The sequence below is a fragment of the Mesorhizobium sp. M0664 genome, assembly GCF_040320565.1.
Classification (GTDB): domain Bacteria; phylum Pseudomonadota; class Alphaproteobacteria; order Rhizobiales; family Rhizobiaceae; genus Mesorhizobium.
Window position 1 is genome coordinate 31,102 of the sequence record NZ_JAMYPW010000045.1, and the last position, 26,023, is coordinate 57,124.

Genomic DNA, 26,023 nt, shown 5'->3' on the forward strand with positions numbered 1-26,023 from the left:
GCTTGTTTCAGACTCGGCGCATGCGAAATGCGCAAAAATCGGAAGTACTCATGCTTGGTATGTTGAGAAGCGCGGCGGGGACCTGGGTCGCTAAACTGCTGCTGTCATTGTTGGTGTTGAGCTTCGCCGTCTGGGGCATCTCGGGCCGCCTGATGGGCGGTCTTGCCGGCCATGATGCCGTGATCACGGCCGGAGGCACCAAGGTCTCGATCAACGAATACCGCCTCGCCTACGATCGCCAGCTCAGCGTCATGTCGCAGCAATTCGGCCAGCGCATCAGCCGTGAGCAAGCGACGGCGCTCGGCATCGACAACCAGGTGCTGGCGCAACTCGTGTCGGGCGCCGTCCTCGACGAGCAGGCCCGCAAGCTCGGACTCGGCCTGTCAAAGGACCGGCTCGCCGAACTGACGCGTGAAGACCCGGCGTTCAAAGGGCCTGCCGGAAGCTTCGACAGGAGAACCTTCGAGTACCTGCTTCGGCAGATCGGAATGCGGCCGGAAGACTATTTGAAGAACCGCGCCCAGGTCGCGGTCCGCCAGCAGATCGTCGAGGCGGTTTCGGACGGCCTCAAGGCCCCGGATACTTTCTTCAAGGCGGTCGCGCTCTATCGCGGCGAAGATCGCACCATCGACTACCTGACCTTGCCGAAATCGCTGGTCGAACCGATAGAAGCGCCGTCCGACAGCGCGCTTTCGGCCTATTTCGAGGAAAACAAGAAAACCTACGCCGCGCCCGAATACCGTAAGTTCTCCTATGTCAGGCTCGAACCGGAAGACATCATGGATTTGAGCGCGGTGACCGACCAACAGGTCAGCGACGACTACAATAAGAACAAGGCGCGCTACACCACGCCGGAGATGCGCACCATCGAGCAGCTTGTGTTCAAGACACCTGATGCCGCAAAGGCGGCGCTCGATTCGCTCAGGACCGGCGCGACCTTCGACAAGATCGTCGCTGCCGAAGGCAAGACGCCGGCCGACACGCTGCTCGGCACGCTGGCCAAGGACAAGATCGCCGACAAGGCGGTCGCCGACGCTGCCTTCAAACTAAACGTCAATGAGGTCAGCCCGGTCGTACAGGGCGCCTTTGGTCCCGTTCTGCTGCGCGCCACCGAGATCAAGCCCGAAGTGGTGAAGCCGCTGGCCGAAGTGTCCGAGCAGATCCGCAAGGACCTGGCACTGGGCGAGGCAAGCCGCATCTTGCTGGACGTGCACGACAATTACGAGGATACGCGCGCCTCGGGCAGTTCGCTCGCCGAGGCAGCCGCCAAATTGAAGCTGAAGGTCGTCACCATCGATGCCATCGACCGCACCGGCCAACGGCCGGATGGAAGCATCGTCAAAGACCTGCCGGAATCGCCGGCACTCATCAAGGCGGTGTTCGAATCCGAACCCGGAACCGACAATGAAGGCCTCACCACCGCCGATAACGGCTTCGTCTTCTACGACGTGAGCGCGATCACGCCTGCCCGCGACCGCACATTGGACGAAGTCCACCAGAAGGTCGTGGCCGACTGGACCGCGGCGGAGACCACCAAACGGCTCACCGCAAAAGCACAGGAGCTCGAGAAGCGTCTCAAGGCTGGCGCCACGCTCGAGGTGATCGCCGGTGAGCTCAAGCTCGAAAAGCAGACCAAGCGCGGCGTCAAGCGCGATGCGGACGACGTCGATTTCGGCAAGGAAGGCGCCGCCGCGATGTTCGGCGTCGGCGAAGGCGGCACCGGGCTGATCCCCTCACCTACGGGCGACGGACAGATCCTGTTCAAGGTTGCCGAGGTGTTCGAGCCTGCCGGGGCCGATGCCAGCTCAGTGCCCCAGGACGCACAGAAGTCCTTCACCTCCGGCATGTCCGACGACCTGCTCGACCAGTTGGTGGCGCAGTTGCAGACGCAATATGACGTCCGCATCGATCAGGCGGCCGTAACCCAAGCCCTGGCCAGATGAGCGCGCTGAAGATCCACATCGCCAAGGTCGCCGCCGGCAGCGCTCTTTCCTTCGAGGAGGCGCGCGAGGCCTTCGACATCATCATGTCGGGCGATGCTACCCCCGGCCAGATCGGCGGCTTCTTGATGGCATTGCGCGTGCGCGGTGAGACCGTCAGCGAGATCGCCGGCGCCGTCGCCACTATGCGCGCCAAGATGCTGCGTGTCGAAGCCCCCGAGGGCGCCATCGACATTGTCGGCACCGGCGGCGACAATTCGCACAGCGTCAACATTTCGACCGCATCCGCTTTCGTCATCGCCGGCAGCGGCGTGCCCGTCGCCAAGCACGGCAATCGCGGACTGTCCTCGCTGACCGGCGCCGCCGATGTGCTGATCGCATTGGGCGTCAAGATCGACATCCCTCCGGAGACGATCGGCCGCTGCATCCACGAGGCCGGCGTTGGCTTCATGTTCGCGCCGGCGCATCACCCGGCGATGAAGCATGTCGGCCCGACCCGGGTCGAGCTCGGCACCCGCACCATCTTCAACCTGCTTGGTCCACTTTCCAATCCGGCCAGTGTCAGACGGCAGATGGTCGGCGTGTTCCTGCCCGAATGGATCATGCCGGTGGCAGAAACGTTGAAGGAACTTGGTGCCGACCATGCCTGGATCGTCCATGGCGACGGCTATGACGAGATCACCACCACCGGCGAGACACTTGTCGCCGAACTGGCCGGCGGCGAGATCCGCAGCTTTACGCTGACCCCGGAAGCCGTCGGACTGAAGCGGCACACCAAGGACGAGTTGCGCGGCGGCGACGCCGCCCACAACGCCCAGGCACTGCGCGACATGCTGGCCGGCGCAGCCGGCGCCTTTCGCGATACGGTGCTGATGAATGCCGGCGCCGGGCTGGTGGTGGCCGGCAAAGCGACGACCCTCGCCGACGGCATGGTAACGGCGGCGCAGGCCATCGACAGCGGCCGCTCGCTGAAAGTGCTCGACAGGCTGATCGAGATTTCGAACGGTTAAAACCATGTCCGACATCCTGCGCAAGATCGAGGCTTACAAGCGCGACGAGATCACGGCGGCCAAGGCGCGCGTGCCGCTCGCCGAGATCAAGGCGCGGGCGACGGATGCCGACGCGCCGCGCGGCTTTCTTTCCGCCCTTGAAGCAAAGCGCAAATCCGGCAGGTTCGCGCTGATTGCCGAAATCAAGAAGGCTAGCCCATCCAAAGGCCTGATCCGCGCCGATTTCGATCCACCGACGCTGGCCAGGGCCTATGCGAAGGGCGGTGCCGCCTGCCTTTCGGTGCTGACCGACGCACCCTCCTTCCAAGGCGCGCCCGAATTCCTCACCACTGCGCGCGCTGCCATCGAGCTGCCTGCATTGCGCAAGGATTTCCTGTTCGACCCCTATCAGGTCTACGAGGCCAGGGCATGGGGCGCCGATGCCATCCTGATCATCATGGCCAGCGTCGACGACGCGTTGGCAAGAGAACTCGAAGCGACAGCGTTCGGGCTCGGCATGGACGCGCTGGTCGAAGTGCATGACGAGGCTGAAATGGAACGCGCGCTGCAGCTGTCGTCGCGGCTGATCGGAATCAACAACCGCAATCTCCGGACCTTCGAAACCAGCCTACAGACCTCGGAGCGGCTGGTAGCGATGGTGCCGGCCGACCGCCATCTGGTCAGCGAGAGCGGTATCTTTTCGCACGACGATTGCCGCCGGCTGGAGCAGAGCGGCATTGCGACTTTCCTGGTCGGCGAGAGCCTGATGCGCCAGCAGGACGTGGCCGCGGCAACGCGCCTGCTGTTGACGGGCAAGGCGCCGGCAGAGGCCGTTTGAGGATGGCGGCCGCCCTCACCCATCTTGGCGCGCAGGGCGAAGCCAACATGGTCGATGTCGGCGACAAGGCTGAGACGGTGCGCACGGCAGTCGCAGAAGGTTTTGTCGCGATGCGGCCCGAGACGCTGGACATGATCCTCGCCGGCGACGCCAAGAAGGGCGACGTGCTGGGCACCGCGCGCATTGCCGGCATCATGGCGGCCAAGAAGACGCATGAACTGATCCCGCTTTGCCATCCGCTGCTGCTGACCAGGATATCTGTCGATATCGAGGCGGACGCCGCGCTGCCCGGCCTGAAGGTGACAGCATTGACCCGCGTCACCGGCAAGACCGGCGTTGAGATGGAGGCTCTGAGTGCCGTCTCGGTCGCTTGCCTGACCATCTACGACATGGCCAAGGCGGTCGACCGCGCCATGGTCATCTCCGGCATCAGGCTGGTCGAAAAGACCGGCGGCAAATCCGGCGACTACAAGATCACCGGAGACGGGGCCACCGAGGCAGGCCGATAATGGCGCTGGTCCCAGTTGCCGAGGCGCTCGAGCGCCTGCTGGACGGCGCAGCAGCGCTGCCGGGCGAACGCGTCGCACTGCTGGATGCCGCCGACCGCGTGCTGGCGGAGCCGGTTGTGGCGCTCCGCACCCAGCCGCCGTTCAACGCCTCCGCCATGGACGGCTATGCCGTGCGGGCGGCCGATATCGCGTCCGTACCGGCAAGGCTTTCGGTGGTCGGCATGGCGCCGGCCGGACGCGGCTTTGCCGGAACGGTGCAGCAGCGGCAGGCCGTGCGCATCTTTACCGGCGCACCGCTTCCCGAAGGCGCCGACACTATCGTCATCCAGGAGAACGCCCGCGATCTCGGTGGCAGCAGCGTCGAAGTGACGGAACCGACGGTGCAGGGGCGCAACATCCGCCGCCTCGGGCTCGATTTCGCCAAGGGCGATGTCCTGCTGCCCAAAGGCCGCCTGCTCGACCCGGCGGCCTTATCGCTGGCGGCATCGGCCAATCACCCCGAGGTGCGCGTGGTCAAACGGCCGCTGGTCGCCATCATCGCCACCGGCGACGAATTGCTGCCGCCGGGCAGCGATCTTGGCCCCGACCAGATCATCTCCTCCAACGCCTATGGTGTCGCCGCTGCCGCACAGTCGGTCGGTGCGCGCGCGCTCGACCTTGGCATCGCGCCGGACCGCAGGGAGGCGATCGCTGCGCTGGTTGAAAAGGCCGTGAAGGCTGGCGCGAACGTCATCGTCACGCTGGGCGGTGCCTCGGTCGGTGACCACGACTTCGTCCATGAGGTGCTGACCGGGCAAGGCATGACGCTCGATTTCTGGAAGATCGCCATGCGGCCGGGCAAGCCACTGATGTTCGGGCGGCTGGGAGACATTCGCTGCATCGGCCTGCCCGGCAATCCGGTGGCAAGCCTGGTCTGCACTCAGCTCTTCCTGAAGCCGCTGCTGGCGCGGCTCGGCGGCCGCGCCTTTCAGCAGGATATACGTCGGGCACGGCTCGGTGCCGCCATGCCGGCCAACGATCTCAGGCAAGATTATGTGCGGGCTGTTGTCATTGATGACGCCGGTACGCTCGTGGCGACGCCGTTCGGCATCCAGGACTCCTCGATGCTGAAAATGCTGGCCGATGCCGACGGGCTGATCGTTCGCGCGCCGTTCGCGCCTGCCGCGGCGGCGGGCTCCCCCTGCGACGTACTGATGCTACGCTGAACCTGCCTCACTCCGAAATCAAGGTCCGGGTCAGCGGATGGTCTGGATCGGCCAAACCGTCGATGATGTTGAAATGATGCCGGTCAGGCTCGACCACCGAGCTGGTCGCGGTACCCAGGCCGATCCAGATGTTGGCCAGCAACGCGCTCTGACGCAGGAATTCAGCGCGCTCGCCGCCGCCGGCCCAGCAGGTCAGGCGGGCCTTGTCCATCGGGCGCAGCAGCACCGGGCTTTCGGCCTGCGCCTCGGCCTCATCGATCGCCAGCGTCTCGTTCATGCCGGTGCGCATGATCGGGCGCAAATCGTGCACCCCCGAGATCGACACTACATGACGAACGCGCCGGACGACTTCGGGCGCCAGCGGCGTCGTCGCCGTAACCATCCGGCTAACAAGATGGCCGCCGGCCGAGTGCCCGGTCAGCATCAGCGGCCCTGCAACGATCGCCGCCGCCTTGCCGATCGCCGCGCCGACTTCCTTGACGATGCCGCCAATGCGTATCTGCGGACAGAGCGTGTAGGACGGCATCGCCACCGCATAGCCGCGATCAACAGGGCCAGCGGCAAGATGCGACCAGAAATTCTTGTCGAATTCCATCCAGTAGCCGCCATGAACGAACACCACGAGTCCCTTGGGCTTGATGGCCGGCAGGAAAAGATCGAGCCGGTTGCGTGGATTGTCGCCATAGGCCATGTCGAGCCGCGCCCTGCCCTCGGTCGAAAGCACGTCGCGGAAAACCCGCGCGGGCTCGATCCAGGCCGCCGGCCAGCGATCGCTGCCGGCTATGTTGGCGCTGTTGGCATAGGCGTTGTCCCAATCGGCAATGTGACGTTCGAACACCCTGCGCCCTCCCTGGCATATGGCCCTGCAGCGTAGCCGTAAGCATCGCGCGGCGCGTCGTCGCCAGCCTCACGATTCCAGCTCTCGCATCAATCTCAAGTGACAGCTGCTTTGATGGCGAAGCGCGCATCCTTCCACGCACCGGTGTGCAGGATGTCCTCAAGCACTTTGGCGGCCTGCCAGACATCGGCATAGCCGACATAGAGCGGGGTGAAGCCGAAGCGCATGGTCGATGGCGCGCGAAAATCGCCGATCACGCCACGTTCGATCAGCGCGCGCATGACCTGGTAGCCATGCTCATGCATGAATGAAATCTGGCTGCCGCGTTTTTCCCCATCGCGCGTGCTTTCGAGCGTGAGCCCGTAAGTGCCGCACTTTGCCTCGACAAGCTCGATGAACAGATCCGCCAGCGCGATGCTCTTCTTGCGCACCGCCGTCATGTCGACATCGTTCCAGATGTCGAGCGCGCCCTTCAGCGTGCGCATCGACAGGACCGGCTGTGTGCCGCACAGAAACCGGCGGATGCCGGTGCCGGCCGCATAGCCTGGCTCGAAGGCGAAGGGCCGTGCATGGCCCCACCAGCCGGTGAGCGGCTGCTGGATGTCGGAAAGATGCCGCTCAGCCGCATAGATGAAGGCAGGCGCGCCCGGGCCGCCATTCAGATATTTGTAGGTGCAGCCAACGGCAAAATCGGCGTTTGCCTTGTCGAGTTCGACTGGCATCGCGCCGGCGGTGTGGCAGAGATCCCAGACGATCATCGCCCCGGCTTCCTGAGCCCTGCGCGTCAGCGCCGGCATGTCGCGCAGTTCGCCCGACTTATAGTTGACGTGGTTGACCAGCACCACAGCGGTGCGTTCGTCGATCAGCTCTTCGATGGTCGGCGCGTCGACTCCCGAGAGGCGCAGCAGCGTATCTTTTCGCGTCGAAACCACACCCTCGGCCATGTAGAGGTCCGTCGGAAAACTATCGCCCTCGGCGACGATGACCTGCCGCTCCGGTCGCATGGCCATGGCGGCGTGCAGCAGCTTGTAGATATTGACCGATGTCGTGTCGCAGACCACTGTCTGGCCGGCCGCGGCCCCGATCAGGCGCCCGAGCTGGTCGCCAAGTTCAAGCGGCATGTTGAACCAGCCGGCCGTGTTCCATGCGCGGATGAGATCATGCGACCATTCTTCGGTCGCGGCCTTGTGCAGTTCATCGAAAGCGGCACGTGAAGCAGCTCCTAGCGAATTGCCGTCGAGATAGATCACTCCTTGCGGCAACACAAAGCGGTCGCGCATCGCGCGCAGCGGATCCGCGGCATCCATCGCCTTTATGGCCACGAGATCGGGAATTCCTGTCATGATTTGTCTGCTCCCCCAAGATCCAACGCAACGCCGGACACGCATCGACTGTTCTTCCATTACTTGGTTGCGCGCAGCAAGGCTCCACCGGCGAGAAGCAGCCTGACCAGGCGGTGGAAACCGGGACTTAACCCGAGGTTGGCGTTTTGAGTTCGTTTCGTTCACGGTGCATTGACCAAACCGCACAGTCGATACGGGTTCAATTCCGTGCCTTTTGCCGACCGACGGCCGATGCCAGTGCCGCCTTCTAGGAGGCCAGAAGGGCGCAAACGAAAGCAGAATCAAGGCGATGAGGCTCGCGGCGGTGAAAATGCGGTACGCCGGTAGGGGACGTCGTTTGTTTCCCGAGCCTTAACGCATTCATTAAACTTTAAACAGTTGCGGAACACAACTGGAACAGATAGTGTTTGTTCTGGGTTTGTTTTTCTGATTCTGTTGGGGGTCGCTATGCTGACACGCAAACAACACGAACTGCTTATGTTCATCCACGAAAGGTTGAAGGAAAGCGGTATCCCGCCTTCATTCGACGAGATGAAGGAAGCGCTCGACCTGGCTTCCAAATCCGGAATCCACCGGCTGATTACGGCGCTGGAGGAGCGCGGCTTCATTCGCCGTTTGCCCAACCGGGCCCGTGCGCTGGAGGTGCTACGCCTGCCTGACTCGATCGCCCCCGGCCTCAATGCGGCACGCAAGTTCTCGCCGAGTGTCATCCAGGGCAGTCTTGGGCAAGGCGCCCCTCGGCAAGGCAAGCCGACATCGTCGCGCGTGCCCGCAGCCGGAAATGACGACGATGTCGTCGCCGCCGTTTCGATCCCAGTGATGGGCCGCATCGCTGCCGGTGTGCCGATCGACGCCATCCAGCACCAGACGCATTCGATTTCGGTGCCGCCGGATATGATCATGGGCGGCGAGCATTATGCGCTTGAGGTCAAAGGCGATTCGATGATCGAGGCCGGCATTTTCGACGGCGACACGGTGATCATCCGCAATGCCGATACGGCGAGCCCCGGTGAGATCGTGGTGGCACTGGTCGACGAGGAGGAAGCGACGCTGAAGCGGTTCCGCCGCAAGGGCGCCTCGATCGCCCTGGAAGCCGCCAATCCGGCCTACGAGACGCGCATCTTCGGACCAGACAGGGTCAAGGTGCAGGGCAAGCTCGTCGGACTGATCCGCCGCTACTGAGCTCCGCCCTTGGCGCCGGCTTTGGGGTTGTCGGCCCGGCGGTATGGCGGCAGGCCCCGTGCCGCGCGTGAAAATTTCCGCTGCACGTGCCAGGGCCGGTATGATTTTTCGACGGCGAAGCGGATCTCGGCGCGTGTTGCCGCTTGTGGATCGAAATAGACGGCGGCACTTCCCGCGCGCGCCAGTTGCCGTTTGGTGACGACGAGGACCAGCCGGTCGTAGTAGCAGGGGTTATGGGCGGTGGCGTCGTCGATGACGATCAAGCTGGCAAAGGCGCAGGCTGGCCGCGCAGTATCGCGGTCCTTGGCTTGCGCGATGATCGCGCCGGATGGATGCCTGGCAAGGCAGAGGCCGTCCGTGCAAATGAACGGCATGCCCGGCGGTAGGTCGGCCGGATCGGCAATGTCGAATTGCGGGTCGTTCTTTCCAGGTGTTTCCGGCGCGACGATAGCCTCTGATGTGAGCGCGCGTTTCCAGTTGTCGATGGTGAACTCATTCGGGCGTGCCCGGTTGACCGCGAGTTCACCGCTGCCGATCGGCAGCGCGACCAGCCGTGCGTCCTCCGAGACCAATACGTCGGGTATGCGTGTCTGCGTTGTCGTCAGCAAGCCGGCGAGCGCAAAAGGAAGTGCCGCCAGCCGCAACCACGTCGTCGCCATGCTGGCAATGACGAGGGCGATCGTCACCAGAAGGACGGATCTCAGCGAAATCAGCCCGACCGCATCGATCGGCGAGCGCTCCGAGATCCACCCGGACAGGGCGATCATCGCCGTCAGCCCCTTGCCCATGACATAGAGAAAAGGGCCATCCGCACCGAACGGCATCGCCAGCGCGCTGAGAACGGCGAAGGGCATGACGACCAGTGACACGATGGGCATGATGGCCAGATTGGCGAACAGGCTGAGCGGCGCCACGCGCTGGAAATGCCATATGGCGAAAAGCGCCGTGGCGCTCCCTGCAATGATCGAGGTCATCGCCAGACCGCACATGCCCAGCAGGACCTTTCGAGTGGCAAAGCGTAGCGGCGACTGCCGCGGCGGCGGCGTGGTGGCCCTGCCGGCGCGGTAATCGGACCAGCCTGCATAGGCGCCGACAAGGGCCGCCGTCGCGGCGAAGGACATCTGGAAACTCGGACCGACCACCTCGTGCGGCGACACCAGGATGACCGCGATGGCCGAGATCGCCAGGTTGCGCATGGTGAGCGCGGCCCGGTCGAACAGCACGGCGATAAGCATCACCGCCAGCATGATGAAGCTGCGTTCGGCCGCCACGACAATGCCGGAAAAGACGAGGTAGGCCGCAATCGAAAAAAGCGCGGCGGCCGCGGCATATTTCTTGACCGGCCGTCGCGATGAGAAATCGGGAAACAGCGCGAAGGCACCCCGCAGCAGCGCCATGATGGTGCCGGCGACCAACGCCATATGCAGCCCCGAGATGGAGATGATGTGGTAGATGCCGGTGCGCCGCATCGCTTCGTTGATCTCCTCGGGAATGCCGGCGCGCACGCCGACGATCAGCGCAGCAGCAATCTCGCCCTCGGCACCGCCGATGCGGCTGCGGATATGGTCGGCGATGGATTCACGCGCGTCTTCGATCGCGGAAGAAAGCTGCGCGGCAAGCGGCATGCTGTCCGACGACACGATTTTCGGATTGCCGAGAAAAAAGCCGCTGCCGCCGATACCGGCGAAATAGCTGTCGAAGGAGAAATCATAGCTGTCGGGCCGCACCGGGCCGGTCGGCGGCAGCAGCCGCACATAGCCGGTGATCTCGGAACCGGCGGTCAGCTCAGCCGGTATCTTCATCGCCGAAACGCGGACCCGTTCCGGCATGTAGCGCAGTGTCGGCCTGGCGGTTGAGATCACATCGATTGTCAGCCTGATGCGGCCGCTCGCCATGGGCTCGTACGATACGACGCGACCCGTCAGCCGCGTCGAGATTTCGGAGCCGAGCATATGCGTTCCGACACGCCATGTTTCGAACTTGGCGGCAAGTACGCCAAGCGCGCAGAGCAGCGCCACCATGAAGCACAGGCGCGTCCTGGGCCATGACCGCGAGACGACGGCACAAAGGGTCGCGAGGAGCGCGATTGCGATCGGCTGTGGAAAGGCCGGCTCCACCGACAGCCCGAAATAAACGACCACCCCGCATGCGAGGAACACCGGCACCAGCAGGAAGGCGATGCCGCGGTCGAGTTCCAGACCGGCCGCTGTGGTTACGCTGTTGCGGATACGGGACGGTGACGGGAGGCGGAAACGCCTGCGCAGGCGTACGATAGGCTCGCCCGCGGGCACGAGAACCGTTGCTGGGTCGCTGGCCGGCAGCGACGGAGCATCGAAGCGCGGAGCAGGTAGCAATGCCGGTGCCGGCAGGACAGGCGGGGGAGCGGCAAACAGCAAGCGTTCGCTGACGTCGCTGCCAACGTCCTCGCCCTCGCCCGCACCACGGCCTCGCACAGCCATCGGGTCTGCCCCTTGCGCCCTCGACCTCCTATGCTACATGAACGCGCAACGCGCGAAAGTCCGCAAACCCACTTCCTTCGCCCGCCTGAGAGTTCCATGCCCGATAAGGTCGTCACCCGTTTTGCCCCCTCGCCCACCGGCTATCTGCACATTGGCGGCGCGCGCACGGCGCTGTTCAACTGGCTGTACGCCAAGCACACGGGCGGCACGATGCTGCTGCGTATAGAGGATACCGACCGTGAGCGGTCGACGGATGCGGCGACGGCAGCCATTCTCGACGGGCTTTCCTGGCTCGGACTCACCTGGGACGGCGCGCCTGTCTCGCAGTTCGAGCGCGCGCCGCGCCATCGCGAGGTGGCCGAGGAGCTGGTGCGCGTGGGCAAGGCCTATTACTGCTACGCGACGCCGGCGGAGCTGGAGGCGATGCGCGAGGCAGCGCGAGCCAAGGGGCTTCCGCCCCGCTATGATGGGCGCTGGCGCGACCGCGACCCGTCGGAGGCGCCGCCCGGCGCCAAGGGGGCGATCCGCATCAAGGCGCCGACAGACGGCGAGACGGTGGTGCATGACCGCGTCCAGGGCGACGTGCGCTTTCCCAACAAGGATCTCGACGATTTCATTATTCTGCGCTCGGACGGCAATCCCACCTACATGCATGCCGTCGTCGTCGACGATCACGACATGGGCATCACCCACATCATCCGCGGCGACGATCATTTGACCAACGCCGCACGCCAGACCGTAATCTATCACGCCATGGGCTGGGAGGTGCCGTCGATGTCGCATATCCCGTTGATCCACGGTGCCGACGGCGCCAAGCTGTCGAAGCGGCACGGTGCGCTTGGCGTCGAAGCCTATCGCGCCATGGGCTACCTGCCGGAGGCGCTGCTCAACTATCTGGCGAGGCTTGGCTGGAGCCACGGCGACGATGAGATCATGTCGATCGCCGACATGATTACATGGTTCGACATTGGCGACGTCAACAAGGGCGCCGCCCGTTTCGACTTCGCCAAGCTCGAGGCGCTTAACGGCGTGCATATGCGCCGGATGAACGACGCGGCGCTGCTCGACATCTTCATCGCCACTCTGCCCTATCTAGAAGGCGGCCCGGCAATCGCCGCTCGCCTCGACGACAGACGCAGGGCGCAACTGCTTGCCGCGTTGCCGGGCCTGAAGGAGCGCGCCAAAACGCTGGTCGAACTTGTTGAAGGGGCTGAATTCCTTTTCGTCGAACGGCCGCTGCCGGTCGACGAGAAGGCGGCGGCGCTGCTCAGCGGTGAGGCACGCGCGATCCTGCGGGGCGCTCATGCGGCACTAGCCACGGTTTCGGGGTGGTCTGCCGCCTCAGCCGAAGCCGCGATCCGCGACTATGCGCAGGCCGCCGGCTATAAACTCGGCGCCGTGGCCCAACCTTTGCGCGCCGCGCTCACCGGCAAAAGTACCTCGCCAGGTGTCTTTGATGTGCTTGCCGTGCTTGGCCGCGAGGAAAGCCTGGCGCGGATCGCTGATCAAATCGATTAGCAAACTGGCCCAAGAAGATTGGCATTGAAAGGTGTGTTTCGCAGTGCAACATTGGGTCTTGGCCTAATCTGCCGCGCAGATTCAATTGCGGGCGCAAATGTGCGTATTCCGATGCTTTTGACGTGTTGGGTTCAGATATTTTGCCTTTGCCGGCCTGAGGAAACAAAAAGGAGTTTGCTATGACCGAACCTGCGACAAAAATGGAATTTGGCGGCAAAACCCAGGCATCGACGGCCAAGCTGGAACTCGGCGGCAAAACCCATGAATTCAAGATACGAAGTGGTTCGGTAGGACCTGACGTCATCGATATCGGTTCGCTCTACAACACCGCCGGCGTCTTTACCTACGATCCCGGTTTTACGTCGACGGCGAGCTGCGAATCGGAAATCACCTTCATCGATGGCGATGCCGGCATTCTTTTGCACCGCGGCTACCCGATCGACCAATTGGCCGAGCACGGCGACTTCCTCGAAGTCTGCTATCTCTTGCTCTATGGTGAACTCCCGACCAAGGCGCAGAAGGACGATTTCGACTACCGGGTGACGCGCCACACTATGGTGCATGAGCAGATGTCGCGCTTTTTCACCGGCTTCCGCCGTGATGCGCATCCGATGGCGGTGATGTGCGGCGTGGTCGGCGCGCTGTCGGCCTTCTATCACGATTCCACCGATATCTCGGACCCCTATCAACGCATGGTCGCGTCAATGCGGCTGATCGCCAAGATGCCGACGATCGCGGCGATGGCCTATAAATACCACATCGGCCAGCCATTCATTTACCCGAAGAACGAGCTGAATTTCGCAGCCAATTTCCTGCATATGTGCTTCGCCGTGCCTTGCGAGGAATACAAGATCAATCCGGTGCTGGCCCGCGCGATGGAGCGCATCTTCATCCTGCACGCCGATCACGAACAGAACGCCTCGACTTCGACCGTCCGCCTGGCCGGCTCGTCGGGCGCCAATCCTTTTGCCTGTATCGCTGCCGGCATCGCCTGCCTGTGGGGTCCCGCACATGGCGGCGCCAACGAGGCAGCCCTGAACATGCTGGGCGAGATCGGTCATGTCGATCACATCCCGGAATTCATTGCGCGCGCCAAGGATAAGAACGATCCGTTCCGATTGATGGGATTTGGCCACCGCGTTTACAAGAATTACGATCCGCGCGCCAAGATCATGCAGAAGACCGCGCACGAGGTCCTGGGCGAGCTCGGCATCAAGGACGATCCACTGCTCGACATCGCCATGGAGCTGGAAAGGATCGCACTGACCGATTCCTATTTCATCGAGAAGAAGCTCTATCCGAACGTCGATTTCTATTCCGGCATCACGCTGAAGGCGCTGGGCTTTCCCACCACCATGTTCACCGTGCTGTTCGCGGTCGCCCGCACCGTCGGCTGGATCGCGCAGTGGAAGGAGATGATCGAGGACCCGCACCAGAAGATCGGTCGCCCGCGCCAGCTCTATACCGGCGCGCCGGAACGGGACTACGTGCCAATCGCGAAGCGGTGAAGGTGGTGAATGGTGAATGGTGAATGGTGAATGGTGAATGGGAGTAGCGAAGCGTCGCTCCCTGTCCATAGAAACCGCTATTCACAATTCACAATTCATAATTCACTCACTTCCTCACCATCCCCATCACCACCCCCGCGGCAATCTCGCCTGACGGCTTGGCGGTTGCCATACGCCCGGCAATGTCGGCAAAACCGTGCTTCTGCCAGGTGCGGTAGGCGGTATCGGAGAACAGCGCTTCCAACTGCCGCGCCAGATAATGCGGCCGCACATATTGATTGTAGTGTTCCGGCACAACCGGCCGGTCGGCAATGAGATTGGGCAAGGCTGCGCTCCATACTTTGATCAGCGGCTGCGCCATGCGCATGACCGGATCGAGCCGGTAGCAGGAGATCATCGGCACACTCGCCAGTGCCAGTTCCAGCGATACCGTCCCCGACGCGATCAGCGCCGCATCCGCCTTGCCGAAGGCCTGCCATTTGCGTTCGGCATCAAGGATGATCTCCGGCTTCTCGTCCCAGCTCGCGACCGAGGTCCTGACCAGGTCGGCGACGTGCGGCACCGTCGGCAACAGCAGGCGCAAGCGGTGCCCGCGCGCCCGCAGGATCGACAGCGTTTCGCCGAACGGCCCAACCAGGCGCCGCACCTCGCCGCGACGCGAACCCGGCAATACAAGCAACGTTTTCACACGGTCAGCGGCGAGGTTACGCGGCTGCGCCTGCGCCCTTGCGGCACTGACTATGCCCGGATCGTGTGTAAGGCGATGCCCGACATAGGTGCCGGGCGGCCCGCCCAGGCGAGCGAGTTCCTTCACCTCGAACGGCAGGATGCAAAGAATGTGATCGACATATGGCTTCATCGCCGCCGCCCTGCCCGGCCGCCAAGCCCACACGCTCGGGCAGACATAGTGGACGATCGGGATAGTCGGATCGGCGGCACGCACCTTCTTGGCGACGCGCAGCGAGAAGTCCGGACTGTCGATGGTGATAAGGCAATCGGGCTTTTCACCGGCAAACGCGTTTGCCGTCTGGCCGATCCGCCGTATCAGGCGCGGCAGGTCGCGCAGGATGGCGCTAAGCCCCATCAGTGCGATCTCGCTGCCGTCGAACAATGGCGCCAGGCCGAGCGCCTGCAAATGGCGGCCGCCGATGCCGACAAGCCGAACTTCGCGCCCGGTCATGCGCTTGAGCGCCTGCACAAGGTCGGCGCCAAGCAGGTCGCCGGACTCCTCGCCGGCGACGATGGCTATCTTCAACGGCCGCTCATTCGCCATGCGCCGGCTCCGCAGCAGGCAGGCCGATCACGAACAGGCCGAGCGTATTGGCACGTCCGATGGTGGCGGGACCTTCGAGCACTAGCGAGCGACCGGCTTCGACGGCAATGCCGGCCAGTCCGGCGGCATGCGCGGCCTCGACTGTCAGCGGGCCGATGGAGGGCAGATCGGCACGCAGTTCCTGACCGGGCTTGGCGCATTTGACCAGAACACCGCGGCTCCCGCCGGCCAGCCTGCCGTGCCCGCGCAACTCCCTTGTCCGCTCGAGCAGCCCGTCGGTGCCTTCGACGCCTTCCAACGCAATGGCGCGGCCGCCGACCGCAACAGCCGCTTGGCCGATATCCAGCGCGCCGATGGCTTTTGCCGCCGCGTGCGCCGCCTCGATGTCACGCCAGTCGGATTTGCGTGGCGCCGCCTTGGTCAGCAGGCCTTCGGCGGCGACCAGCTCCGGCACGATCTCGTGAGCGCCGACGACCTTGATGCCGCTGCGCTCGATCCTGCGCACGAACAGTTTCAGCACCGTATCGTCCCCCCGGGTTACACCGACGAAGAGGCTGGGTAGCCACGCGAGCAGGCCCAAATTGAGGCGCATGGCGCTCAGCCTGGGGCGGCGCGTGATATGACCCGCGGTTACGAGATGCGTGACGTGGTGCCGCTTAAGGATCGGCAGCAGCGAGCCGACGTCTTCCAGCCTCAAGGTTGCCTGCTCATAGGGCTCGAAATCGGCTATGCGATCGACCTCGCCGGCCGCCATCACGACGAAGGGCAATTTGCCTTGCCGGGCGAGCGCTCGGGCAATTTCGACCGGGAGACTGCCGCCGCCGGCGATGATGCCGACCTTGGCATCTGGCGCGAGATCAAGGCCTTTTCCGGCAGCCTCAATCTTCGTCATCTGCCCTCAGTCTTCATCATCGGTATCGTCGCCGTCGCTACCCTTGAGGGACGGCACGGCGTAGTGCCGCTTGCCGCGACCGGCGATGAAGTCGACGATCTTCATGGCAGTCGGCGACGAGGCGAATTCCGCCTTGGCAAATTCGATGTTTTCGCCGACGGTCCGGGAGCGATCGAAGATCGTCTTGTAGGCTTTGCGCAGCAAGTGGATCTCCGTACGCGGCAGGCCGGCGCGCTTCAGGCCAATGATGTTGAGGCCGCGAAGGCTGGCACGGTTGCCAACGGCGATGGCGTAAGGAATGACGTCGCCGACGATCGCCGAGCAACCGCCGAGAAAGGCGTTATCGCCGATGCGGACAAACTGATGAACTGCGGTAAGGCCGCCGATGTAGACATTGTCACCGACTTCGCAATGCCCGCCTAACGTCGCTTGATTGGCGAAGGTGGCGTTCTTGCCGACCACGCAGTCATGGGCAATATGGGCATAGGCAAGGAAATTGCCGTTGTCGCCGATCGTCGTCTCGCCGCGGCTGGAATCGGTGCCGACATGCATGGTGACACCTTCGCGGATCGTGCAGTTCTCGCCGATCACCAGCGTGGTACGGCCGCCCTTGTGCTTGGTGTTCTGCGGCGGCCCGCCCAGTATCGCCATCGGATAGACCTTGGTCGATGCACCGATGGTGGTCGCGCCAATCACCGAGACATGGCTGACCAGTTCGACGCGGTCGCCGATCACGGCGTCGGGGCCGACGTGACAGAAGGGCCCGATGCGGGCGCCTTCGCCGATTTGGGCGCCTGCCTCGATGACCGAGGATGGATGGATGACTGTCTGGATTTTCATTAGCATTCGTTTGTCAGCCGCTTGCGACCATCATCGCCGAGATCTCGGCTTCCGCCGCCTTGGCGCCATCGACGAGGGCCTCGCAAGCGAATTTGAGAAGATTGCCGCGTTTCTTGATTTTCTTCACATGAATTTTCAGCTGGTCGCCTGGAACGACCGGCTTGCGGAACTTGGCATTGTCGATGGTCAGGAAATAAACCAGCGACGGCTTTTCCGTACCAAGGCTGCGGATGCAGATGGCGCCGGCCGTCTGCGCCATCGCCTCGATGATCAGCACGCCGGGCATGACCGGCTGGTCGGGGAAATGACCTTGGAAATGCGGCTCGTTTATGGTGACGTTCTTGATGCCGACGGCGGATTCGTCGCCATCTATGTCGACAATACGGTCGATCATCAAGAACGGATAGCGGTGCGGCAGGAGCTTCATCAGCCGCATTATGTCAACCGCTTCGAGCGTCGCCGCTGCGATGTCAGCCATTTCCCCCCTCACCCTGTTTGCGCGTCCGTGCAAGTCTGCGCAAGGCCGCTATCTCGCGCATGGCTTCCGCCATCGGCTGCGCCGGATATCCTCCCCAAATCTCACCGGCAGGCACATTGCTCATAAACCCGCTTCTTGCCGCAAGCTTGGCCCCGGACCCGATGGTCAAATGATCCGCAAGGCCGACACCGCCACCCATGGTGACGTTGTCGCCTACCGTCACGGAACCGGAAATACCCGAAAGCCCGGCTATAATGCAATTGCGGCCGATGCGAACGTTGTGCGCGATCTGCACCAGATTGTCGATCTTGGTGCCCTGGCCGATGATCGTGTCGGACATGGCGCCGCGATCGACGGTCGTATTCGACCCGATCTCGACGTCGTCCTGGATGATGACGCGGCCGATCTGCGGAACCCGCTCCGGACCCTTGGCGCCGGCCACGAAACCGAAGCCATCCTGGCCGATCCTGGCACCGCCATGGATGATGACGCGATTGCCAATCAACGCATATTGCACGCTGGCACCTGGACCGACATAGCCGTCGCGGCCAATCTGCGAGGACGGACCGATGACCGCATGCGGGGCAATGACGGTCCCGCTGCCGATGGCAGCGCGAGGTCCGATGATCGCACCCGCTTCGATGATCGCGCCGGCCTCGACATGGGCGGTCGCATCGATATGGGCGTGCGGCGAGATACCGGTTTCGCCGGTCATCGGTCCAGGCGTTGCAGCCGCCGGAAAAAGCAGACGCCCGACCATTGCGAAGGCCTGCTGCGGGCGCGGATGCACCAGCACCGCGATGCCCGCCGGCGCCTTGCCGGCAAATTCGGCAGGGCAGAGAACCGCCGCCGCCCGCAGTGACTGCATCAGGGCGAAATTGCGCCTGCCATCGACGAAGACAAGGGCGTTCTCGCCGCCTTCGTTGGCGGGCGCCAGAGCCTCGATCGATACATCGAAGAGACCGGAATCAACAAGCGTCGAGCCGGTCAGATTCGCGACTTCGCCGGCCGTATACCGGCGTGAGGGCGCGAAGAACACCGGATCGGTCATTCCAGAAGCAATATCCAGCTAGCGCATGACCCCGAAATCGGAAATCGACCCTCGGAAAGGATCATGCGCAAATCAAAATGCTACAACGTCCTTTGCGCGTCCGATAGGACGCGCTGCGCTGTAGTGTCGGATCACTGCCATCCGGATCCAAACGAGCCGGAAGCATCATTGCCCGCACATCAGAAGCGGGTCGATATGCCGAAGTTGAATTCCTGCACGTCGTCGGTCTTTTCCTTCTTGACCGGGATCGCATAGTCGATGCGGATCGGGCCGAAAGGCGATGCCCACATCAAACCGACACCGACGGAAGCGCGCCATTCCATGCCGGTTGTCGAAGAATTGACAAGGCCACTTGCGATTTTGCTGCCGTAGAGCGTTGCCGCATCGGCGAACACAGCGCCACGCAAACCGAAGCTTTCGGGGATGACCGGCAGCGGGAACTGCGCTTCCGCCGAGGCATTGAAGTAGGTGGTGCCGCCGAGATGGTCATTGCTGTTGTCCGAAGCAACCGGGCCGATGCCGCCGTATTCGAAACCGCGGATCATACGGTCGCTGCTCTGGAAATGGTCGAAGACGCGCAGATCGCCGTTGCCATAGCCTTGGACATGGCCGGCGCCGCCCGAAATGAGGCCCACCAGGTCCAATTGTTCGGACAGCGTCTGATAAATGCTGCCGCGCGCCGTGACCTTGATGAACTTGGCATCGCCGCCGACGCCGGCCACTTCGGTGCCGACATTGGCATAAATGCCGTCATGCGGGTTCTTCATGTCGTCGATGGTATTGTAGATCAGGCCGAGGCTGACCGAGGACTTGAGCCATGGGCTCTCTTCAACGCCGTTTACGATCGCCTGGGAGACGTCGCAGGTGCCACCATTGATAACGGGAACGCAGCCCTCGTCGAACTCGTACTTCTCTTGCGCAATATTATAAGCCAGCTGCGTTGAGATGTTGTCGGTGATCGGCAGACCGAAGCGGACGGTCGCGCCTGTCGTGTCGCTGTCGTAATGGTCGTAGTTTCGGCTCTGCTTGTAGATGTCGAAGCCGGCCGCGATCCGGCGGCCGAGGAAATAGGGTTCGGTGAAAGAGAAGCTGTAGTCGCGCGAGTTCTTGCCACCGCCCGCCGCCACCTTGATGAATTGGCCGCGACCGAGGAAGTTGCGCTCACTGACGGAACCTTCGACGGACGGACCTGACGTTTCACCGCCGCTCGAATAACCGGCGCCGACCGTGAACTCACCGGTCGATTTCTCGACCACATCTACCACCAGCACAACCTGGTCCGGCTCAGAACCCGGAACGGTGGAAATTTCGACTTTTTCAAAATAATCGAGCGCTTCCAGCCGCCTCTTCGCGCGCTGGATGAGCACCTGATTGAAAGCATCGCCTTCGCTGACATCGAACTCGCGGCGAATGACGTAGTCGCGCGTCCGATCGTTGCCGCGAATCTCGATGCGCTCGATATAGGCCTTGGTCCCCTGATCGACCGTATAGACGACCGAGATCGTGTGGTTCTCGAAGTTGCGGTCGCCGCGCGGCGTCACCTGGGCGAAGGCATAGCCGGATCCAGCGACCTTTTCGGTCAAGGCGATGATCGTGTCCTCGACGTTCTTGGCGTTGTAGACATCGCCCTTGTGGGTCTCGACCACCGATTCAAGTGACTTGGCGTCGACCTCGGGGATCGTGCTTTCGACGCTGACATCCCCGAACGTATAACGCTCGCCCTCCTGTACCGTGATGGTGACGGTGTATTTGTTGGTGGTGTCGTCGAGTTCGCCGACAGCCGAGACGACCTGGAAGTCGGCATAGCCGTGATTATAATAGAAGCGGCGCAGCAGCTCCTGGTCGGCGCGCAGCTTGTCCTCGTCATAGACGTCGTCGCGCAGCACGAACGACAGGAAGGACGAACGCTTGGTGGAGATGATGTCCGACAGCCGGCGGCTCGAATAGGCGCTGTTGCCGACGAAATTGATCGCTGCGATCTGGGTGCGGCCGCCTTCGTTGATGTTGAAGACCACGTTTACCCGGTTGTCGCCGAGATCCATGATCTGGGTGGTCACGGCGGCATCGTCGCGGCCGATACGCCGGTATGCGGCCTTGACCGCCTCGACATCGGCATCGAGCTGCTGTTGCGAGAAGGTGCCGCGCGGCTTCAATTGCACCGCGGCCTCAAGCGCGTTGTCCTTGAGCTTCTTGTTGCCCTGGAACAGCACCTGGTTGACGACCTGGTATTCGGACACCTTGATGACCAGCGTCGATCCGACCTGGTTGATCTGCACATCCGAAAACAGCCCGGTGCCAAACAGCGCCTTGACCGCATCGTCGATATCCGAACTGGAAAACGCCTTGCCGGGCTTGATCGTCACGTAATTGCGGATGGTGTCCGCGTCGACACGCTGATTGCCGGTGACTTCGACTCTGGAGACGACAGCCGCCTCGGCGGCCGATGTGGCAACGAACTGCACTGCGAGCGCGCCTGGTACAACCAGAGCGGCGGACATAGCCACCGCGGACGCGGCGCTCAGAAACTTGGATGCTGCCTTCATCGGGCTTTTGTACCTTTTCTCGAAGTCCCCACGGCGAGAAAACCGGACGTGCGGTAATTTCCCCTACCGTATTAACCGGATTTTCCCTACACGCAAGGCTTCTGGTTAATTTGTATTTACTTAACCCTGCGGCGTGGCTTTCGCGTCACGCATATCCCCACGCATGGTAAACGGCGTCTCAACATTGCTCGTGCCGAAGCCAAATTCCTTCATGATTTCAGCACCCAAACAGATCGTTCCAGAAAACAAAGCCCATGAACCCGAGCACCAATATGAGGCCGCTTCGGTAAGCCATTTCCATCATGCGTTCGGACACCGGCCGCCGGATGACAGCCTCCACGCCGTAGAACAGAAGATGCCCTCCGTCGAGGGGGGGAATCGGCAAAAGATTGAGAATCCCTATCCCGACTGACAGGAATGCAACAAGCTGCACGAGCCATTCAAAGCCGAGCTTTGCCGCCTGACCCGACATCTTGGCGATCTTGATGGGGCCGCCCAGCTGGCACTTGTCCTCGCGACCGACAACGAAACGTTGCAGGAACTGGCCGGTACGCTGGATGACGTGTCCGGTTTCCTGGACCGCTGCCCCGACCGCCCCGGCCGGACTATAGGTGATCAGCCGTGGCTGGCCGAGTTCCTTGTTGTTGACGACGCCGATCACGGCCACCTGGACCTTGTTGCCCAGTGCGTCTTGTTGTTCCATCAAGCGCGGCGTCGCCGTGACGGTGATTTCCTTGCCGGCGCGTAGCATGACGAAGGTGATGCTGTCGCCGGCGCGGCCAGAGACCAGACGCTGGACGTCGGCGAAGGTCTCGACCTTGCTGCCGTCGACGCTGACGAATCGGTCGCCGGGCATGATGCCGGCCGCGGCGGCCGGACTGCCGACAGTGACCTCAGCCACCATCGGCTCCAGCACGGGCCGGCCATGGACGGAAAACAGCACGGCAAAGACGGCGATCGTCAGCAGGAAGTTGAACAGCGGCCCCGCCACGACGGTCGCCGCCCGCTTCCAGATCGGCTGCGTGTGGAAGGCGACCTTGCGTTCCTCGTCGCTCAGCGCCTCGATCTCCTCGGAGCTGGGCTGGCTCGACGTCGCGTTCATGTCGCCGACGAACTTGACGTAGCCCCCGAGCGGTATGGCGCAAAGCTTCCAGCGCGTGCCGCGGCTATCGTTGAAGCCGATGATCTCTGGGCCGAAACCGATCGAAAAGGCTTTTGCGCCGATACCGCACCAGCGCCCGACGAGGTAATGGCCCATTTCGTGGACAAAAACGACCACGGTCAGCACGAACAGGAAAGGCACCAGCGTGCCGAGGACAAAGCCCTCTGTGCTGAAAACCGCGTGAAAAATCTCGTTCAATTCATGCCCTCAAATTCATCCACGGCACAGATCACGCCGCGACTGTGACATCAATCCAGGCGAATCCATGACGCAGCCCCGCGCCGGCCCACCGACGATGCCGTTCAAACCGGAAACAGACCCTGTGCCGGATGGTCGGCGGTCGCGGAAATCCAGCCGATGACGTATAGGGCGAAAGCCGCCGCGACAAGCCCATCTACCCGATCCATGATGCCGCCATGGCCGGGTATCAGCGTGCCGGAATCTTTACGGCCGTGGCGTCGCTTGACCCATGATTCGAACAGGTCGCCGGCCTGCGCGACAATCGAAAGCACCAGTGCGACCACGCCAAGCACGACGAGGTTGCCCGTTCCGGCTACGGCGGCCAGAAGCAGCCCGGCCACTACGCCGCCGACCACCCCACCGAGCGCCCCGCTCCGCGTCTTGCCCGGCGAGATCGACGGCGCCAGCCTTGGACCACCGATGGAGCGGCCGACGAAATAGGCAAAGATATCGGTCGCCCAAACCACGGCGAATAGGAACAGAATGGCCAGCAGCCCTGAATGGTCGCCGTCACGCAAGAAGGCCAGCGACAAGCCGGACACGGCCGCATAGGCAAGGCCGGATGCTTCCCACGGTCCTGCCCTGCGCATGGAAGAAGCGACGGCAGTGACAGCAACCAGAGCCGCGACGAGCGGCAGCAGCAAAGACGCAGGCAGGCCGGCGACGAGGGCACCAATAAAGATCACGATCAGCGCCTCGGGCAGAAAGCCGAGACCTGCCGTAGCACCAGCACCTGCCGGGGCAACGGGGCGGCTCATCCGCGTCCACTCGTAGAAGATGACCGCCGCCATGGCAGCGCAAAGCAACCGGAAGGACAGTCCGCCGAGCCAGGTCAGGGCAAGCGTGACGATGGCAAGCACGACGGCCGAAATGACCCGGAGTTGGAGGTTGCTCATTCCTCAGCCTGAGGCGACATCTTGGGCGGCAAGTCCGCCGAAGCGGCGCTCGCGGCCGGCGAAATCGCGCAGTGCATCGGACAGGTGCTCGCGACTGAAGTCGGGCCAGTAGCAAGGCAGGAAAACGAGTTCGCTATAGGCTGCCTGCCATAACAGGAAGTTGGACAGCCGAAGCTCGCCGCTGGTGCGGATGACAAGTTCCGGGTCTGGAATGCCCTCTGTATCGAGCGAGCTGGCAAAGGAATCGGCCGTGATCGCCTCGCTCTCGATCTCACCGCGCGCCACCGCCGCTGCGAGCTTGCGCGCGGTGCGCACGATCTCGTCGCGCCCGCCGTAATTGAAGGCAATGACCAGTGTCAGCGCCTCGTTGCTGAGAGTGAGCGTTTCGGCTTCCTCGAGCAGCCCCCTTATGTCGGGCTGCAGGCCTGCCCTGTCACCGATGACCCTGATCCGCACCCCACTCTGGTGCAGCTCGGCGAGGTCACGTCGGATGAAAAGCTTAAGCAGGCCCATGAGGTCGCTGACTTCGGATTTCGGCCGTGACCAGTTTTCCGACGAAAAAGCGTAGACGGTCAGGAAGGAGATGCCGAGGCCGGGGGCGGCGCGCACTGTCTTGCGCAGCGCCTCGACGCCGGCGCGGTGACCGGCCAGCCGCGGCAAGCCGCGCGCCTTGGCCCAGCGTCCGTTTCCGTCCATGATGATCGCGACATGCGCGGGCGTTGCCATATTCTCGCTTCCGGGCCAGGCGTGGCCAGACCCTAGACCTGCATGATTTCCGCTTCCTTGTCGGAAAGCAGGTGGTCGATGGTGCTGATTGTCTCGTCGGTCAGTTTCTGAACCTGGTCGGCCCGTTTGCGATGGTCGTCCTCACTGATGTCGCCGTCCTTTTCCGCCTTTTTCAGAAAGTCCATGCCGTCCCGGCGAACGTGGCGTGCGGCGACGCGGGCATTCTCGGCATAACCGTGCGAGATCTTGACCAGCTCCTTGCGGCGCTGTTCGTTGAGCTCGGGCAGCGGAATCCTGAGATTGGTACCGTCGACGATAGGATTGAAGCCGAGATTGGCTTCACGGATGGCGCGGTCGACTGCGCTGACCATCGACTTGTCCCAGACCGAAACCGAAATCATGCGCGGTTCCGGCACCGACACTGTTGCCACCTGGTTGATCGGCATGGTGGTGCCATAGGCCTGCACCTGGACGGCATCGAGCAGGTTGCTCGACGCGCGGCCGGTGCGCAGCGAAGCCAGATCATGCTTGAACGCGGCGATCGCCCCGTCCATCCGCCGTTTGAGATCGTCGTACTCGCCACTCATCATCGTCTCCTCGACCCGTTAACCCGGGTTCACTGCTTAGGCCCTGTTCGAGCCTCATCCGCAACCGGTCCCTTTCGGGTTCATGGTCCGGTCAATCGTCTGCGACAACCGTGCAACGGCCGCCGCCCCTCAGGATATCGCCGAAGCCACCCTTCTCGTGGATCGAATAGACGATTATCGGAATGTTGTTTTCGCGCGCAAGTGCAATCGCCGCCGTATCCATGATCGAAAGCCCGCGTTTGATGACTTCGTCATGGCTGATCCGCTCGAAACGTGTCGCATGCGGGTCCTTCTTGGGATCAGCCGAATAGACACCATCGACCTGGGTGCCCTTGAACAGAGCATCGGCGCCGATCTCGGCGGCGCGAAGGGCTGCAGCCGAATCGGTGGTGAAGAACGGATTGCCGGTGCCGCCGGCGAAGATGACGACCTTGCCCTGGTTCATGTAGGCGGTCGCCTGACGCTGCGAAAAACTTTCGCAAAGCTCGGGCATGGCGATCGCCGACAGCACCACGGCGTCGACGCCGATCTTGTTGAGCGAGGTGCGCAGCGCCAGCGAATTGATAACCGTGGCAAGCATGCCCATATGGTCGCCGGTGACGCGGTCTCCGCCTTTTGACGCAACCGCGACGCCACGGAAGATGTTGCCGCCGCCTATGACGACACCGACTTCGATGCCCAATGCGCGGGCCTCGGCGATGTCGGCGGCGATGCGGTCGACCACCGATACGTCGATGCCGAAATGCTGCTCGCCCATCAACGCTTCGCCCGACGCTTTCAGCAAGACACGTCGGTAGAGGGGCTTCACCGTCATCTGGTCCTCGTCATCGTGCGTGTGACGCGTTTCGGTGCGCCCCGAAACACTGGGCGTTCCGATACACGAAGGGCCCCGCGGAGTAACGCCGCCGCCCCGCCCGCGCTTTGGAAAGTTGAGCAGGGAACCCCGCAGCAAACCCCCGCCAAAATTGCTAGCAATAGCCAAGGCCGCCGATATCTAGACGGCGTT

Annotated in this window: 22 protein-coding genes; 8 read left to right on the forward strand and 14 right to left on the reverse strand. The window is 62.9% G+C overall.

Features of this window, described 5'->3' with window-relative positions; translation table 11 throughout:
- The first annotated feature begins 50 nt into the window (after positions 1-50).
- Genes NKI39_RS27690 through NKI39_RS27710 form a run of 5 tightly spaced genes read left to right on the forward strand, consistent with a single transcriptional unit; the run spans position 51 to position 5,481 of the window.
- Positions 51-1,943: a SurA N-terminal domain-containing protein gene (locus NKI39_RS27690; RefSeq protein ID WP_352835829.1), complete on the forward strand. Its 1,893-nt coding sequence runs from the start codon at positions 51-53 to the stop codon at positions 1,941-1,943.
- A complete protein-coding gene (trpD, locus tag NKI39_RS27695; RefSeq protein ID WP_352835832.1) occupies positions 1,940-2,950 on the forward strand; it encodes an anthranilate phosphoribosyltransferase in 1,011 nt (336 codons plus the stop codon). Before NKI39_RS27690 ends, trpD begins: the two co-directional genes overlap by 4 nt.
- 4 nt (positions 2,951-2,954) lie before the next feature.
- On the forward strand, positions 2,955-3,767 hold the full coding sequence (gene trpC, locus NKI39_RS27700) for an indole-3-glycerol phosphate synthase TrpC (protein ID WP_352835835.1): 813 nt from the start codon (positions 2,955-2,957) through the stop codon (positions 3,765-3,767).
- Positions 3,768-3,769: 2 nt separating this feature from the next.
- The gene (moaC, locus tag NKI39_RS27705) at positions 3,770-4,276 is read left to right on the forward strand and encodes a cyclic pyranopterin monophosphate synthase MoaC (RefSeq protein WP_352448833.1); all 507 of its coding nucleotides are present in this window, start codon (positions 3,770-3,772) and stop codon (positions 4,274-4,276) included.
- Positions 4,276-5,481, forward strand: coding sequence for a molybdopterin molybdotransferase MoeA (locus NKI39_RS27710; protein WP_352540557.1), 1,206 nt, complete (start codon positions 4,276-4,278; stop codon positions 5,479-5,481). Before moaC ends, NKI39_RS27710 begins: the two co-directional genes overlap by 1 nt.
- Before the next feature lie 7 nt (positions 5,482-5,488).
- Here the strand turns inward: NKI39_RS27710 and NKI39_RS27715 are convergent, their stop codons facing one another.
- Positions 5,489-6,319 (reverse strand): hormone-sensitive lipase, encoded by an 831-nt coding sequence (locus NKI39_RS27715; RefSeq protein WP_352540558.1) that lies wholly within the window; start codon positions 6,317-6,319, stop codon positions 5,489-5,491.
- Between the two features lie 95 nt (positions 6,320-6,414).
- On the reverse strand, positions 6,415-7,662 hold the full coding sequence (kynU, locus tag NKI39_RS27720; protein ID WP_352540559.1) for a kynureninase: 1,248 nt from the start codon (positions 7,660-7,662) through the stop codon (positions 6,415-6,417).
- 447 nt (positions 7,663-8,109) lie between these two features.
- Between kynU and lexA the strand changes: the two genes are divergently transcribed.
- Entirely contained in the window at positions 8,110-8,844 is a 735-nt protein-coding gene (lexA, locus tag NKI39_RS27725) for a transcriptional repressor LexA (RefSeq protein ID WP_023674949.1), read from the forward strand.
- On the opposite strand, the gene NKI39_RS27730 is transcribed toward lexA, so the two are convergent.
- Positions 8,838-11,303 (reverse strand): ComEC/Rec2 family competence protein, encoded by a 2,466-nt coding sequence (locus NKI39_RS27730; RefSeq protein WP_352474271.1) that lies wholly within the window; start codon positions 11,301-11,303, stop codon positions 8,838-8,840. The two genes, lexA and NKI39_RS27730, sit on opposite strands and share 7 nt — an antisense overlap.
- Before the next feature lie 96 nt (positions 11,304-11,399).
- Here NKI39_RS27730 and gltX point away from each other — a divergent pair, with 96 nt between their 5' ends.
- Both gltX and gltA read left to right on the forward strand, forming a co-directional pair.
- Positions 11,400-12,821 (forward strand): glutamate--tRNA ligase, encoded by a 1,422-nt coding sequence (gltX, locus tag NKI39_RS27735; RefSeq protein WP_352540560.1) that lies wholly within the window; start codon positions 11,400-11,402, stop codon positions 12,819-12,821.
- 179 nt (positions 12,822-13,000) lie between these two features.
- Positions 13,001-14,329, forward strand: coding sequence for a citrate synthase (gene gltA / locus NKI39_RS27740; RefSeq protein WP_023674946.1), 1,329 nt, complete (start codon positions 13,001-13,003; stop codon positions 14,327-14,329).
- A gap of 106 nt (positions 14,330-14,435) precedes the next feature.
- Here gltA and lpxB read toward each other — a convergent pair whose 3' ends face one another.
- The 11 genes from lpxB to pyrH form a co-directional block, all read right to left on the reverse strand.
- Positions 14,436-15,602, reverse strand: a complete 1,167-nt coding sequence (lpxB, locus tag NKI39_RS27745; RefSeq protein WP_352835838.1) for a lipid-A-disaccharide synthase — start codon at positions 15,600-15,602, stop codon at positions 14,436-14,438.
- Positions 15,592-16,494, reverse strand: coding sequence for an LpxI family protein (locus tag NKI39_RS27750; RefSeq protein WP_352540562.1), 903 nt, complete (start codon positions 16,492-16,494; stop codon positions 15,592-15,594). The genes lpxB and NKI39_RS27750 overlap by 11 nt, the downstream gene beginning before the upstream one ends.
- Before the next feature lie 6 nt (positions 16,495-16,500).
- Positions 16,501-17,334, reverse strand: coding sequence for an acyl-ACP--UDP-N-acetylglucosamine O-acyltransferase (lpxA, locus tag NKI39_RS27755; protein WP_352540563.1), 834 nt, complete (start codon positions 17,332-17,334; stop codon positions 16,501-16,503).
- Positions 17,335-17,347: 13 nt separating this feature from the next.
- Positions 17,348-17,812: a 3-hydroxyacyl-ACP dehydratase FabZ gene (gene fabZ, locus NKI39_RS27760; protein WP_352502391.1), complete on the reverse strand. Its 465-nt coding sequence runs from the start codon at positions 17,810-17,812 to the stop codon at positions 17,348-17,350.
- Positions 17,805-18,863, reverse strand: a complete 1,059-nt coding sequence (gene lpxD, locus NKI39_RS27765) for a UDP-3-O-(3-hydroxymyristoyl)glucosamine N-acyltransferase (RefSeq protein ID WP_352474278.1) — start codon at positions 18,861-18,863, stop codon at positions 17,805-17,807. Before lpxD ends, fabZ begins: the two co-directional genes overlap by 8 nt.
- 179 nt (positions 18,864-19,042) lie before the next feature.
- Complete coding sequence (gene bamA / locus NKI39_RS27770) at positions 19,043-21,406, reverse strand: outer membrane protein assembly factor BamA (protein WP_352474279.1); 2,364 nt, start codon at positions 21,404-21,406, stop codon at positions 19,043-19,045.
- Positions 21,407-21,623: 217 nt separating this feature from the next.
- Entirely contained in the window at positions 21,624-22,766 is a 1,143-nt protein-coding gene (rseP, locus tag NKI39_RS27775) for an RIP metalloprotease RseP (protein ID WP_023674938.1), read from the reverse strand.
- 104 nt (positions 22,767-22,870) lie between these two features.
- Positions 22,871-23,704, reverse strand: a complete 834-nt coding sequence (locus NKI39_RS27780; protein ID WP_352835842.1) for a phosphatidate cytidylyltransferase — start codon at positions 23,702-23,704, stop codon at positions 22,871-22,873.
- 3 nt (positions 23,705-23,707) lie between these two features.
- Positions 23,708-24,430 (reverse strand): isoprenyl transferase, encoded by a 723-nt coding sequence (locus tag NKI39_RS27785; RefSeq protein WP_023674936.1) that lies wholly within the window; start codon positions 24,428-24,430, stop codon positions 23,708-23,710.
- 32 nt (positions 24,431-24,462) lie between these two features.
- Positions 24,463-25,017 (reverse strand): ribosome recycling factor, encoded by a 555-nt coding sequence (frr, locus tag NKI39_RS27790; RefSeq protein WP_084640965.1) that lies wholly within the window; start codon positions 25,015-25,017, stop codon positions 24,463-24,465.
- A gap of 91 nt (positions 25,018-25,108) precedes the next feature.
- The gene (pyrH, locus tag NKI39_RS27795; protein WP_023674934.1) at positions 25,109-25,831 is read right to left on the reverse strand and encodes a UMP kinase; all 723 of its coding nucleotides are present in this window, start codon (positions 25,829-25,831) and stop codon (positions 25,109-25,111) included.
- Positions 25,832-26,023: the final 192 nt, after the last annotated feature.